At 57.6% G+C, this 13,032-nt stretch carries 12 protein-coding genes; 6 read left to right on the forward strand and 6 right to left on the reverse strand.

The window, feature by feature from the left end; genetic code table 11:
• The first annotated feature begins 66 nt into the window (after positions 1 to 66).
• The 5 genes from BISA_RS05740 (at position 67) to BISA_RS05760 (ending at position 4,502) form a co-directional block, all read left to right on the forward strand.
• Positions 67 to 621: a carboxymuconolactone decarboxylase family protein gene (locus BISA_RS05740; RefSeq protein WP_033890717.1), complete on the forward strand. Its 555-nt coding sequence runs from the start codon at positions 67 to 69 to the stop codon at positions 619 to 621.
• The gene (locus BISA_RS05745; protein WP_237746099.1) at positions 600 to 1,784 is read left to right on the forward strand and encodes an iron-containing alcohol dehydrogenase; all 1,185 of its coding nucleotides are present in this window, start codon (positions 600 to 602) and stop codon (positions 1,782 to 1,784) included. Before BISA_RS05740 ends, BISA_RS05745 begins: the two co-directional genes overlap by 22 nt.
• Positions 1,785 to 1,847: 63 nt before the next feature.
• A complete protein-coding gene (locus BISA_RS05750) occupies positions 1,848 to 2,903 on the forward strand; it encodes a methionine ABC transporter ATP-binding protein (RefSeq protein ID WP_033890719.1) in 1,056 nt (351 codons plus the stop codon).
• On the forward strand, positions 2,900 to 3,580 hold the full coding sequence (locus tag BISA_RS05755) for a methionine ABC transporter permease (protein WP_033890720.1): 681 nt from the start codon (positions 2,900 to 2,902) through the stop codon (positions 3,578 to 3,580). The genes BISA_RS05750 and BISA_RS05755 overlap by 4 nt, the downstream gene beginning before the upstream one ends.
• 52 nt (positions 3,581 to 3,632) lie before the next feature.
• Positions 3,633 to 4,502, forward strand: coding sequence for a MetQ/NlpA family ABC transporter substrate-binding protein (locus BISA_RS05760; protein ID WP_033890721.1), 870 nt, complete (start codon positions 3,633 to 3,635; stop codon positions 4,500 to 4,502).
• Between the two features lie 85 nt (positions 4,503 to 4,587).
• Here BISA_RS05760 and BISA_RS05765 read toward each other — a convergent pair whose 3' ends face one another.
• Complete coding sequence (locus BISA_RS05765) at positions 4,588 to 5,124, reverse strand: GtrA family protein (protein WP_033890722.1); 537 nt, start codon at positions 5,122 to 5,124, stop codon at positions 4,588 to 4,590.
• A 164-nt stretch (positions 5,125 to 5,288) separates the two neighbouring features.
• Between BISA_RS05765 and BISA_RS05770 the strand changes: the two genes are divergently transcribed.
• A complete protein-coding gene (locus tag BISA_RS05770) occupies positions 5,289 to 5,636 on the forward strand; it encodes a phenylpyruvate tautomerase MIF-related protein (RefSeq protein WP_033890723.1) in 348 nt (115 codons plus the stop codon).
• Between the two features lie 196 nt (positions 5,637 to 5,832).
• On the opposite strand, the gene BISA_RS05775 is transcribed toward BISA_RS05770, so the two are convergent.
• The 5 genes from BISA_RS05775 to BISA_RS05800 all read right to left on the reverse strand — a co-directional run bounded on the left by BISA_RS05775 (position 5,833) and on the right by BISA_RS05800 (position 13,004).
• On the reverse strand, positions 5,833 to 7,350 hold the full coding sequence (locus tag BISA_RS05775) for a formate--tetrahydrofolate ligase (RefSeq protein ID WP_033890724.1): 1,518 nt from the start codon (positions 7,348 to 7,350) through the stop codon (positions 5,833 to 5,835).
• 32 nt (positions 7,351 to 7,382) lie between these two features.
• Complete coding sequence (locus BISA_RS05780; protein ID WP_033890725.1) at positions 7,383 to 8,984, reverse strand: C69 family dipeptidase; 1,602 nt, start codon at positions 8,982 to 8,984, stop codon at positions 7,383 to 7,385.
• Between the two features lie 32 nt (positions 8,985 to 9,016).
• Positions 9,017 to 9,571: a YbhB/YbcL family Raf kinase inhibitor-like protein gene (locus BISA_RS05785; protein ID WP_033890810.1), complete on the reverse strand. Its 555-nt coding sequence runs from the start codon at positions 9,569 to 9,571 to the stop codon at positions 9,017 to 9,019.
• 174 nt (positions 9,572 to 9,745) lie between these two features.
• Complete coding sequence (locus BISA_RS12250; protein ID WP_051917360.1) at positions 9,746 to 11,662, reverse strand: hypothetical protein; 1,917 nt, start codon at positions 11,660 to 11,662, stop codon at positions 9,746 to 9,748.
• 190 nt (positions 11,663 to 11,852) lie between these two features.
• Entirely contained in the window at positions 11,853 to 13,004 is a 1,152-nt protein-coding gene (locus tag BISA_RS05800) for a DNA polymerase III subunit delta' (RefSeq protein ID WP_033890726.1), read from the reverse strand.
• Positions 13,005 to 13,032 lie beyond the last annotated feature (28 nt).

Consider the following 13,032-nt stretch of genomic DNA (forward strand, 5'->3'; position numbering starts at 1 on the left):
GCATGGAGCCCACGAATGCAACCGAACAACAAGCATCGCTAAAGAGCCACACAGAAGGGGCATTTCATGGCACGAGTCGCCGCTACCGATCCTCAGGAGATTTCCGCCGAGGCCCACGCAGCATGGGATGAGTTGAAGGCCAACAATGGGCTGACCAACATGCAGCAGGTCCTGCTGCGCGATTACGGAACCTTCCTCGCCTATCGCGCATGGCATCACTCGTGGGACAGCCTGAACGCCACGGTTGGCAGCACGGATGCCACCATCTTCGCGCACGCCATTTCCCGTACTGGCAGCTGCCTGCTCTGCTCGCTGTTCTTCGTCAGCGACTTGCGAGACCTCGGCATCGACCCCAATGAATTTGAGCCGAACGAGCGCCAGCAACTCTTGATTGACTTCGCCGAAGCCATCGTCAAGAACCCAACCGCAGTGCCGGACGAACTGTTCACCCGCCTGCGCACGTACTTCAACGACAACGACATCGTGGTGCTGGTGGGCTTCGCCGGCCAAATGATCGCCGGAAACACCTTTAACTCCGTGCTGCACGTCGACGTTGATGGCCGTCTCAAGCCACTGGAGCACACTTTCGTACCACAGACATGGAGAGATTCAATCCAATGAGCTTCACGTATTACAGCGATAACCGCCTCGTCTTCGGCACTGATGCGCAGCAGCACCTCCAAGAGCTGCTGGCCCCATATCATCCGACTTCCATCCTGCTGGTGTACAGCGGCGATTACGTCTTCGACCTCGGTATCCATGACACAGTAACCGCAGCAGCGGATGCTCTCGGCGCCAAGGTTCTTGAAAACGGCAGCGTGGTGCCGAATCCGCGCATTGAGGTAGTCCGCGAGCTGGTAGACACCGCGCGAGCCAATAATGTTGACTTCATTCTGGCCGCAGGCGGTGCAAGCTCATTCGACACTGCTAAAGCCGTTGGCGTAGGCGTGCCTTATGCCGGCGATGTATGGGATTTGTTCGATGGCACCCACGAGCCCACTGAAACGTTGCCGGTTGGCGTTATCAGCACGATTCCAGGCTCGGGTTCCGAGGTGTCCGATTGCGCAGTGCTGCAGCAGGGCAAGGATAAGCGCGCATTGGAAACGCGACTGATCATTCCGAAGTTCGCCATTGTCAACCCTGAATATTCGCGTACCACGCCGTACCGTTATCAGGCAGCTGCTGTGGCTGATCTGGCCGTAGGATTCCTGGAGCCATACTTTACCTCCGGAGCTCATATCGAAGCTGCAGATCGACTGCTTGAAGGCGGATTCATCGCAGCGCTGACCGCTGGCCGACGATTCGCCGCCGACCCTCAGGATCTTGCCACCCGCACGGAATTGCATTGGCTTTCCGCCACCATGTTCAATCACTGCTGGCTGGCCACCGGCAGCGTGAACGATTGGACCACGCACCGCCTCGAGCATGAGCTGGGCGGTGAATACGATGTGATTCACGGCGAAGGCATTGCAGCCATCCTGCCTTCCATCATTCGCTACGTGGGCCGACGTGCTCCAGAGCGATATGCACAGCTGGCGGCACGCGTGTTCGGAGCCGACCCGTACGACTACACGCCGCAGCAGGCGGCCAATCTGCTGGCCGACCGGCTCGAAGAACACTTCCGCGCGCTCGGCTTGGCGGTCAGTCTGCACGAGTTGGATATTCCGCGTTCAGGCATCGAACATGTTGCCGATGTGCTCACCGGCAACGGCACTAAGACCGTGGGCAATTACTCGCCGCTTAACCGCGACGATGTGATCGCCATACTCGAGCTCGCCTATTAGCACTGTTACTACTCACGCGGGTTCTTTCCACGTACCGCATACCGTCACAAGAGAGGATTCAAGATGGCGGAAACACCACATTCCCCAGCGGTCGCCATACGCGACCTCAAGAAGATCTACCGCACTGAAGAAGGCAGCAAAACCGCACTGCAGGATATCAATCTGACCATTGAGAAGGGCGATATCTACGGCATTATGGGCTTAAGCGGCGCTGGCAAAAGCACCTTGGTCCGCTGTATCAACGGACTCGAACAATTCGATGAGGGTTCGCTACTCGTCAACGGCAACAGCATCAGTGATTTGAAGCCTAAGGAATTGCGCGGTCTCAGGCGGCGCATCGGCATGATCTTCCAGTCATTCAACCTCATGCCATCCAGAACCGTAGCCGGCAATGTGGAATTGCCGTTGCTGAACACCGGGCTCGATAAGGAAGCGCGCGCCAAGCGCGTGGCCGAACTGCTGGAACTCGTGGAGTTGGCGGATAAAGCCGAGAACTACCCCAATGAACTATCCGGCGGCCAAAAGCAGCGCGTGGCCATTGCACGCGCGCTAGCCAATGAGCCCGATATTCTGCTCTCCGATGAGGCGACCAGTGCGTTGGACCCCAACACCACCAAATCCATTCTGGCTTTGTTGCGCCAACTGCATGACTCGCTCGGACTCACCATTGTGGTGATCACCCATCAGATGTCTGTGATCAAGCAGATTTGCAACAAAGTGGCTGTGCTCGACCACGGCACCATTGTGGAGCAGGGACGCGTATTCGATATCTTCGCCAACCCGCAAGCGCCGCTCACCCAATCGTTCGTGGCCACCACCTCCAATCTCGATAAGGTCAACGATCTTATCGCAGAACATTCGCCGCTCATCGATACCGGCAAGAACGGCATCCTGCTGCGCATGAAGTACGTGTCCAAGGAGGTTTCCGAGCCGCTCGTCTCCCATATCTCCCGCCAATTCAACATTGACGCGAACATCGTGTTCGGCGATATCGACGTGGTCGACGGCTCTCCGCTGGGCGGACTCGTCGTGGTTTTGAACGGGCAGCGCGACGACATTCTTGCAGCTATTGACTATCTGAAAAACCGCAATATCGGAATCGAGGTACTGGCATCATGACCGGACTGCTTTCCACATGGTTCCCCAACGTGGTTACCCGACTGCCGGAATTCTTCGACAGTTTCGTACAAACGCTGATCATGCTCGGCGTCACCGGATTCATCTCCTTCATCGCGGCAACATTCCTCGGCGTCATCTTGACCATTACGCAAAAGGGCGGGCTTACGCCGAATCCGGTGGTGTTCAATGTTATCGACAAGATAGTGAACCTGTTCCGCTCCATCCCGTTCATTATTCTTGCCGCCGCACTTGTGCCGGTCACCCGCGCTTTGGTGGGCACCGCCATTGGCACCAAAGGTGCCATCTTCCCGCTGATTGTAGGTATTACGCCGTTCTTCACTCGCCAGATTCAGTCCGCGTTAAGTGGCGTGGATCCGGGCTTCATTGAAGCGGCCGTATCTATGGGCATGAGCACGCCAGAGATCATTTTCCGTGTTTATCTGCGTGAAGGTATCCCGGCGATCATTCGAGTCACCACCATCACGATGGTCAGCCTTATCGGTCTTACCGCCATCGTTGGCATCGTTGGAGGCGGCGGCTTGGGTGACTTTGCCATCCGCTACGGCTACCAGCGTTACATGCTGGACGCCACCTACGCCACCATTATTGTGCTCGTGCTGCTTATCGGACTCATCGAGTTCGTTGGCCGTCTGCTGGTGGAAATCACCGAGCACTGATCAATCAACACACGTCTCTCGCAATAATCATCAATAGAGAAGGGAAATTATCATGGCCACCACTAACACGAAGAAGAAGGCGAAAATACAGCTCCTTGCCGTGCTCATCGCCGCAGTTGTTGTAATCCTCGTCATTGCAGGTTTCACGTTCGCGCAGAAAGCTTCCGCGAAGAACGAGACCGTGGTGACGGTAGGCGTTGTTGGCAATTCCGATGATCTCATCTGGGATGCCGTACAGAAGAAACTCGACTCGGAGAACGCCAACATCAAGATCAGCCTGAAGACATTCCAGGACGGCATCTACACCAACCAGGCGCTGGCCAACAAGGAGCTCGACCTTACCGCATTCCAGCACTACGCTTTCCTTGAGCAGGAGGAAAAGGAAAAGGGCTACGACTTCACCGTTATTGGCGACTCCTACATTTCACCGCTGAACTTGTACTCCAAGAAATACAAGAGCGTGGATGAGTTCAAGCCGGGAGACAAAATCGCCATCCCAAGCAACGCCTCCAACACCGGCCGCGCACTCAAGGTGCTGGACAGCGCCGGCCTGATCAAGCTCAAGGATCCCAATGCCGCCAGCCCAACCGTTGATGACATTGCGGAAAACCCCAGCGGCGTGCAGATTGAGCTGAATGATGCGGCCGCCATCATCAACCTGCTGCCTGATTATGCGGGCGGCATCACCAACACCAACTTCATCATCGACGCCGGCATGAAGACCTCTGATGCCATCTACCAGGTGCCTGACGCGCTGAACAACAAGGCATTCAAGGAATACATCAACGTTATCGTGGCTCGCACCGCCGATAAGGACAACGCCACCTATAAGAAGATCGTGGACGCCTACCATTCCAAGGAAGTGGCCAAGGCCATTAACGACAACTACAAGGGTGAGGTTGAACCTGCATTCAAGTACTGATTTGCTTGGGCGAACAGCTAGCCTGATATGAAAAATCGGGGTTCCGTTTACGGCAACGGAACCCCGATTTTTCATATCAGCTTTATTACTTCGGCCAGCCCTTTGGCGTATGCTCGATGGACCAGACACCCAGCTTATGAGAGAAGCTGCTCTGCCACTTGGCCTCCAGCTCCTCAGCAGTGAGGCGATTCTCCTTGGACTTCAAGCGGTTCATCGCGTTGGTGTGCGTATCATCCAGCAGCCACTTACGAATAAGGAAGTTCCACACCATCACCACCGCGGTGGCCACCAGCTTACCCACGTTCGTGCGCAGCAGATACTCGGCATGCTGCGAGACGAAGGCGTCATGGTTCATGCCATAGGTGGAAATCCAGATAATTGCGTCATTCATGAACAAGCCAACAACTGCGCCAGCCACGAAGATAACGATTTCCATCCAACGGGCCATGTCGTCGCGGTGCTTGAACACGAACTTCATGCTCGCCAGATAGTTGAAAATCAGGGAGATGATGAAGGAGATAGTGGCGGCAATCACATTGTGCATGTGGAATACGCCAACCAGAAGGTTCAGAATACCCCAGTCAATGATGAAGGCGATGACGCCCACAATGCCGAACTTCATAAGCTGTGCAATCAGTTTTCTCACAGTGGGTATTCAACACTATTGGGCTGACCGTTGGGCGGTATTTTGGCTGTTCTAGCCAATAATCTCCTCAATTCACGCCTCAGAAATTACTACACTGGCAGGTGTACGCCATTATGTAAGAATTTCATAAGGAGGAATCCATGCCCGTTATTCACACTCATGTTTCCGTGTCCACTACTCCTGAGCAGCGTGAGGCTCTGAAGGCCGCTTACGGCAAGGCCATCACCGCTGTGCCCGGCAAATCCGAAGGCTGGCTGATGTGCCCGTTCGAAGACAATATGCCGATTTACTTCGGCGGTTCCGACGATAAGCCGGCCGCCTACGTTGAGGTCAACGTGTTCGGACGTTCCGTGCCGGGCTCCGCATGGGAGAAGCTGACCGAATCCATTATGGCCGCACTGAACTCCACGCTGGGCATTCCCGAAGACCGCACGTACATCCGCTACACCGCCACCACCGACTGGGGCTGGAATGGCGGCAACTTCTAGTTGCACCGCTAAAGGCTCCCTCTGATGAGGGAGCTGTCGAACGCAGTGAGACTGAGGGAGAGAAGCAAGCGACGCAGTCGCTGAGTAAAGGCATCGGCCATAGGCCGATTCAATCACTTAGCGACTGCGTCGCGGTCTCTCCCTCAGTCAGCTTCGCTGACAGCTCCCTCATCAGAGGGAGCCTTTTAGTAGAAAATCAGACGATCTTCGGCATTGGGGTGGTCAGGCTCGTGGTCAGGTTGACGTGAGCCAAGCCTGCGCCCGCGTGCACTTCGACCTTCTTCAAAGTCACAGTGCGCTCCTCTTCCGGTGCGCGATCATTGTCGGTCATCGTAGCCGGGGACTTGACGGCAACGAAGGCCAGATCATCGAGCGAGATGCCAGCGGACTGGCACAGCTTGTTGGCCTCGGCCAGAGACTCCAGGAAGCCGTCCTTGAGCAGCACGCGCTCAGCCGGCACACCATAGGCGTGCTCAGCAACCCACTTGGCATTGTCGATGATCGGCATGCCCTTGTGGCTGTGCTGGGCCGGCGGCATGGAACCGTTGGTCAGCACGTCCACGAACGCGTCGATCTGATCGGCGAGACCGTCGCCGCCATCGCGGTACAGGTTGCCGATAATCGGGTCGCGGAACTCCAGCTTGGCAGCAGTTTCACGCAGTTCCGGAATCTGATCGTCTTCGCCTTCCCACAGGTTGATGAGCGGGAATGCCGGAATATCCAGCTTCTCCAAGCGGTCAACGTGGAACGGGTAGCGCCATGCGAGCTCTTCATCGTCACGCCAAGTGGAGGCGCGGGTCACCACGATGGCGGCGGACGGCCACTGAGCGCCGTATTCGCGGCAGGCGATGTCCAGCCACTTCTGAGCGCCAGCGTCGGTGCCATAACCGGCTTCAACGATGACCACATCGTGCAGGGCGCACGCCATTTCCACGGCGATCAGGGTCGGGATGCCGATGGACACGTTGGCGAACGGGCCACCGTGCACGTACACCGGGGAGCCGTTCACAGTTTCAGTCAGCGCAGGCTTGACGGCATCGGCCAGAATGCCGGTAATGCGCCACAGGTCCACGAACTCGCCGAAGGTCACGGCCTTGCCGTCCTTGGTACCGGCGATCATCTTGGAGACGCGGTCAGCGATCTCATCCATAGAGCGGGAGAGCACCACAATCTGCATAAGCTCGCAGGTCGGGGTGAGCACCATCTTCTCCTTGACGTTGCCTTTGCCGTAATCCACAGCGATGGAGCGCAGGGAGCGGCTCGGCACTTCGGAGACGCGCGGCACGAGGATGTCGTCCAGCTTGCCCTCGTCCACGGCCTTCTCAGCGAAGGAGACGAGCAGGTTCTGAGCGGCTTCGATGGAGCCCATTTCACCGCACAGACCCCAGTCGATGAGTTCCGGGTGGGTCAGGGATGCCTTGCCGCCACCGGAGGCACCGCCCTTGGAACCAGCTGCGGTGATGCCCATGCTCGGCTGGCGCAGCACTGCGGTTGCGTCGATGCCGCGCTTGTTCAGAGCGTCGATCAGAGCGATGGTGGTGGTGGTCTTGCCTTCGCCGCGGGATGCCTTGAGCGGCGTATCGGCGGTGACGAGCACCACCTTGCCGTGCTTGCGCGGGGCATCCGGGTTTTCGGCCAGGTACTTCATGTAGCCGAAAGCGTCGATCTTCTTGACCAGACCGTACTGGCTGGTGAAGTCTTCAATAGTGGTCATTGATAGGCCTTTCTATTTGAATCTGATGCGGATTAAAAATCGGACATGTGGAAGCCGTTCTTCATCTCCATGCTGCGAGTGTAGAGCACGGAGTCAAGCAGCTTCTCGGTTTCTTCCTTGAGCTGGTCAGCCATCGTCTGATTGGCGGCGGCGAGAATACCGCGCACCTCAGTGTTACGAGTGGCTTCAATGATCTCATCCGGAGTCATCGGCTGCACGTCACCGTCCACGTTGTCTGCCTCGAACTCCTCTTCGGCAGCCGACTGTGCGGCTTCCTCAGCGGCGGTCAGACCCAGACGAGCCACCTGCTCATCGGTGGCGGCCACCAGACGGTGACCCATTGCACCGGTCTTCTCCTGGTAACGCTCGACCGCGTTGGCAGTGGAGCGGAATGCGCCATCGCACAGGGCGGCGATGATGCGGTTGGCCCAGTAGAAGTTCTCGGAGGTCACACGGGTGGTGGTGTCTTCGAGGTAGGCGGGCGTGGTGTCCACGTTCGGGAAGAACGGTACCAGCGTGTTGAACGGGTTGGAGCCGTAAGCCATCCACTGCACAGCGCGGGATGCCTGCGGGCGATATGGGCGAATCTGCAGCACGGCAAGCTGGCTCTGACGGTTGATGCCAATCGGACGGTACATGTGGCGAGTGCGCTCATCGCCCAACTGCCCGTACGGGTCAAACGGAGTGCCCTGGTAGTGGGAGCTCAGCACGTACTTGATGTCTTCAATGGTCACCTTGCGCTCAGGCTGGCGAGCCCACGGAATGTCGTTGGATTCCGGCTTATGGTCGGCATCCGGGCCGTCCCAGACCTCGTCGTACGGGTTGAGGAAGCGCTGCATGGACCATGCGCGCGGGGTGTTGTAGACGTGGTCGGAATCGGAGTGGGAGCCGAAAGCATCGCGCGGGTTGAACGGGGTGGTGTTCTCCACGGCCAGATCCAGATGGTTGGCTTCGATGAACTCGGCCAGATCGGCGGAGCACATGTGATCTTCCTGGTCGCCCAGAGCGTCGGCCAGATCGAATTCGTCGATGCCGAGCTGGTTCGGCATGGTCACGTACGCCTCATCCGGCACGCGCTTGGCGATCCAGTGATGACCGCCCACGGTTTCCAGCCACCAGATTTCGTCCACATCGGAGAAGGCAACGCCGTTCATCTCGTAGGTGCCGTATTCCTCGAGCAGAGCGCCGAGACGCTGCACGCCCTCGCGTGCGGTCTTGATGTACGGCAGCACGATGGTCAGGAAGTCCTCTTCGCCAATGCCGCCAGCCACTTCAGGCTCGTCGCCCTTAGCCGGGGTGTACTCCACGAACGGATCGGCCCCGAGCACGCGCTCATTGGTGGTCAGGGTTTCGGTGGCGCTCATGGCCACGTTCGCCTCATTCACACCGGCTTCACCCCAAATACCTTCCTTAAGGTCGGCGTTCGGCACTGCGGTGTACTGCAGCGGGTTGTCCGGCAGATTGATGGTCAGATGGGAGATGACCGACTTGTATTCGCGCGGCTGTTCCTCAGGCTTCACCACGATGAAGCGCTTCGGGTTGAATTCGCCGTTTGCGGAATCCTCGTTACGCGCGATGATGGTGGAGCCGTCGTAGCTCGCATCCTTGCCTACCAGAATGGTGGTGCAGGCCATATTGCCTATGTGTCCTTTCTTGTGTTACTGAATCACGCTTTGCCGGTGACGAACATGCCGCCCTGATCGGGGGCCTCGCCGCATTCGCGCAGCTTGTGCAGCAGTTCGTTCATCCAGAATCCCTGATTGAGCCCGGGCAGCGGTTCCTTGGTGGCCCAGACGTGCAGGTAGTAGTCATGGTCCTTGTCCGGCGGCTGCGGGCCGTTGTATCGCATGATCACGGCCGGGTCGTTATCGCGCCCCACGAACTTGGAAGCGGAGGAGTTGCGGCCCTGCACGGCTTCGGGAATCATGGCCGGCATCTGGCGGGAGAAGTCCGGCGGAATGGCGAGCGCATGCGAGTCATTGAAATCGAACATCAATGCGTCGATGGGCAGGTTCGCCACGGTCCAGTGAATCCATTCGAAACCGCAGACCGGAATGGAATCGGGATCGGTGAATGTCCAGTGCAGATAGCGGGCTTCCGGATTCACCTCGTCCACGTAGAACGGGAAGGAGATGACCGGGACGCCGCCCGCCCGATATTCGGGCGCGGCTGCCTTGGCGAAATCGTCAGGCACCACCGTGAAATCAGCGGAAATCTTCATACGCTCCAGTGTATCGCGGGGCATGTTACCGCCAAATCTGCTGCGATAACAGCTTCGCATCCTTTCTGCGCGACTGATATTGCAGCCGGCACTGCCGCGCATATCAAACGAGGGTCTCTTCCAAGCGGAAGAAACCCTCGTGATTAGGCGATGATCGCCTAGCTAATTACTGCATCAGGCCTGACGACGGCGGTAAATCACCACGCTAGCGCCAGCAACCAGCAATGCGACTGCGGCGAATGCAATCACCAGCACACTGCTGCCGGTATTGGTCAGCTTCTGCTGCTTATTGGCAGTGTTGTTCTTGTTGGTGGTACCGCTCGGCTTGGTGGTGTTCTGGTTGTTATTGCCACCGTTGTTCTGGTCGTTGGAACCACTGTTGTTATTGTTGTTGCCCTGATTGTTATTGTTCTGGCCTGCAACAACGGTTACCGGGGTCCAACCGAGGAGGTTGCCGTCGTTGTCGTAAAGGGCGATCTTGTGGTCGCCATTCACGGTGTCGGACGGAATCTGATACTCGACGTAGGCCTTGCCATCCTTGTCCACGCGCACTGCTGAAGCCTTGCCGTCAGCGGAGCTCAGCTGCTTCGGAGTGGAGTAAATGTAACCGGTCCAGTAGCAGTAGGAACCCTTCTCAGTGAGAGCCTTGCAAGCCTCGGTGTCCTTGAGGCTGTCCACATACACGCGGTAGGTGGAGCCGGCGTTCACCTGAGCATTGCCCTCGATGCCGCCCTTGTTGGTATCGGTCAGCTGCTCTGAAGCAACCGGACCATTAGCGGCGGCCTTGGTGGTGAAGTCCTTGACTTCCTGCATAGCCTTGGGGTTTTCCATCGCGTTCGGAACGAACTGGGAACCATCCTTGAAGGTCAGCACAATGCCGGAGTACATCATGGAAGCCGGATCCTTGGCAGTGGTTCCAGACTTAGCGGTGTTGAACAGCATTTCTGCAGGGTCAGCAGTACCGCTGTATCCCCAGTTGCCATACTTGGTGTTTGCCAGCAGACCCGGAATCACAGTATCAATGTCACCAGAAGCGGGCAGAGTCTTATTCGGCTGGTCCTCGGCCTTTTCCGTATGACCACGGCTGAACCATTGACCGATCACAGACTGGGAGTGGGCTGTGGTGTATGGAGCGGCGATATCACTAACCTTATAGATGGATCCAGAGGTGTCCTCATCGTCCGAAACGGCACCAGTTGTGCAATCCCACGCAGAGCGGACGGCCCAACCAATAGCCCAGTCGTCACTATTGAATGCACCGTTCACGCTATAAATGCGGTTCAGCGTGGTGGAGTAGCAAATCTTGGCCACATCGTTGATCAGGGATGGGTCAACGGTGTAATGAGCCTTGAGGCCAGCAGTGTGCACACCAAGGTCAGCCACGGACTGGCTGTCAAGCGTCACGGGGGTCTTCCCCTCCAAGTCGATGACCTTCACCTGCACGCCACCAAAAATGTTCACCACAGTACCGTTCAGAGAAGTGTAGTCACCGCTGCCGCTAATCGTATCGCCCGAGAGAAGAGCGAACGTTACCGTCGACGAAGGCTTCTGAAGGCCGCGATAAAACACGTCTACCGTCTGGGTTGCAGCGGAAGCAGTGAATACCGGAGCGTTGTAGTTATATGCATTAGCCGAAGCACCAAGCGCCGGCAAATCGCCGTAATTCATGCTGGCCAGTACGCCGTACGGCTGGCCTGGAGTCAGACCGGTAAGCGTTACCTTGAATGCGGCGGACTCGTCAACGTTGGAATAATTCGCACCATACATCAGCGCAGTGGATGGTGCCTCAACATTGCTGATGGCCGGACCGTCAGCGGTTGCAGTCTGCGCCTTGGGCGCGGTCTTCTTGGTCTGCTGCTTGTTGGCGGCAGCCGGAGCCGGAGTCTTAGCAGCATCCTTAGCGGCCTGATCGTTCTGGTCGGCTTGCGCCTGTGTAGCATCACCCTGCGCGTTTGCAGTGGCCTGCTGCGACTGCGTTGTCTGCGGCGTGGTAACAGTGCCGGCAGTATCGTCGGCGTACGCCGTGCCAGCGCCTGCGAGCATCATGCTCAGACCGGCGAGGACGGCAACAACTTTGCCCATCTTCTTCATGGAAATCCCCTTAAATAGGGTGCAGCCACCGTGACTACACTCCTAAGGCGGAACAATACCCCCCCCCCGAGGTCAAAACCGTTTCAACAAGCGGACGAACTAGGGCGAAAATGGACGACTAGGCACACATGCATTGGCACTTCTCTCCCTCCGTCATCGCGTTGCGATACCGTCTCTCTACGCCAACTATCTACGGAATCAGGGCGCAGAAGAGAGCCTCGAAGGTGAGCAGAGGGTTACCGTTGCCTGCCAAACGCTTGCGAGCATGAGCCACTTCGTCAAGACGCGCCACAGCACCCGCGCGATTAAGCCTTACGGACAGCTCAGTAATTGCCGTGCGATTCTCAAGATTGACGAGCCCCACCGAATCCTCAGCATTGTTCTGCAATACGGCTACATCACGGTAGATGGAGGCCACGGAGTTCAGCGCACGGTCGAGCACGTCACGCGTGCGACGAGTGGAGTAACGCTTCACGTCATCTTTTTTGGCCACCTGATTGAATGCGCCGCGCAATTTCGGGGGTATACGCTCCCCTTCGGCAAGACCATTGATACGGCGGAATTCCGCCTCCTGCTTGACGGACCATTCGTTGGCATCCGCTTCAGCCTGACCTTTGGCGTTATCAATCAGATTGCCGGCAAGTATCACGGCATCCGAAGCGCGGGCGAGGTTCAATACACCAACAATCAGCTCGTCGCGGTCGGACATGACGCGCTCATTTGTGGCATAGAGGCGCGCGATACCGATGTGCCCTTCAGACAGACGAGCGGCTCGTTGCGCGACTTTCGGCTCAGCGCCAGTATTGGCAACCAGGAAATCAGCCACAGCGGCCGTGGATGGCACAGCAAGATTCACCACGCGACAGCGGGAACGGATGGTCGGCAGCACGTCCTGCGCGCTGGGGGCGCACAACAGCCAAATGCACCGCTCGGCAGGCTCCTCGATTTCCTTCAAGAGCACGTTGGTGGTGCGTTCGAGCATGCGGTCGACATCTTCGATAATGATGATGCGCCACGGCGCGGTGGCCGGCATCTGCTCAGAGGTGGTGATGATGTCACGCACCTGATCGATGCCAATAGTCACCTTGTTGGTGGTGAGCACAGTAACATCTGGATGTGTACCGGCAAGCACCTGCTGCGTGACGCGCGTAGGTTCGGCACTCATGCCGTGGTCCGGGCTTTCCAACGCTGCCGCGAAAGCGCGAGCCATATTGGAACGGCCGGAGCCGGGAGGCCCGCAAATCAGCCATGATTGTGTGATTTGACTCGGCTCACCTTGCGCGATACGGCTCAGCATGTCCACGACGGGCTTCTGCCCCACCAATGAATCCCACACGCTCATTACGTCTCCCCCGTCCCCGTTGCCAGCG

Origin of the sequence: Bifidobacterium saguini DSM 23967, assembly GCF_000741715.1 — a bacterium.
GTDB lineage: Bacteria > Actinomycetota > Actinomycetes > Actinomycetales > Bifidobacteriaceae > Bifidobacterium > Bifidobacterium saguini.

Excerpts from the sequence above, each read along its gene's own strand:
- BISA_RS05740 (WP_033890717.1), top strand. The coding sequence starts at position 67 with ATGGCACGAGTCGCCGCTACCGATCCTCAGGAGATTTCCGCCGAGGCC.
- BISA_RS05745 (WP_237746099.1), top strand. The coding sequence starts at position 600 with ATGGAGAGATTCAATCCAATGAGCTTCACGTATTACAGCGATAACCGC.
- BISA_RS05750 (WP_033890719.1), top strand. The coding sequence starts at position 1,848 with ATGGCGGAAACACCACATTCCCCAGCGGTCGCCATACGCGACCTCAAG.
- BISA_RS05755 (WP_033890720.1), top strand. The coding sequence starts at position 2,900 with ATGACCGGACTGCTTTCCACATGGTTCCCCAACGTGGTTACCCGACTG.
- BISA_RS05760 (WP_033890721.1), top strand. The coding sequence starts at position 3,633 with ATGGCCACCACTAACACGAAGAAGAAGGCGAAAATACAGCTCCTTGCC.
- BISA_RS05765 (WP_033890722.1), bottom strand. The coding sequence starts at position 5,124 with ATGAAGTTCGGCATTGTGGGCGTCATCGCCTTCATCATTGACTGGGGT.
- BISA_RS05770 (WP_033890723.1), top strand. The coding sequence starts at position 5,289 with ATGCCCGTTATTCACACTCATGTTTCCGTGTCCACTACTCCTGAGCAG.
- BISA_RS05775 (WP_033890724.1), bottom strand. The coding sequence starts at position 7,350 with ATGACCACTATTGAAGACTTCACCAGCCAGTACGGTCTGGTCAAGAAG.
- BISA_RS05780 (WP_033890725.1), bottom strand. The coding sequence starts at position 8,984 with ATGGCCTGCACCACCATTCTGGTAGGCAAGGATGCGAGCTACGACGGC.
- BISA_RS05785 (WP_033890810.1), bottom strand. The coding sequence starts at position 9,571 with ATGAAGATTTCCGCTGATTTCACGGTGGTGCCTGACGATTTCGCCAAG.
- BISA_RS12250 (WP_051917360.1), bottom strand. The coding sequence starts at position 11,662 with ATGAAGAAGATGGGCAAAGTTGTTGCCGTCCTCGCCGGTCTGAGCATG.
- BISA_RS05800 (WP_033890726.1), bottom strand. The coding sequence starts at position 13,004 with ATGAGCGTGTGGGATTCATTGGTGGGGCAGAAGCCCGTCGTGGACATG.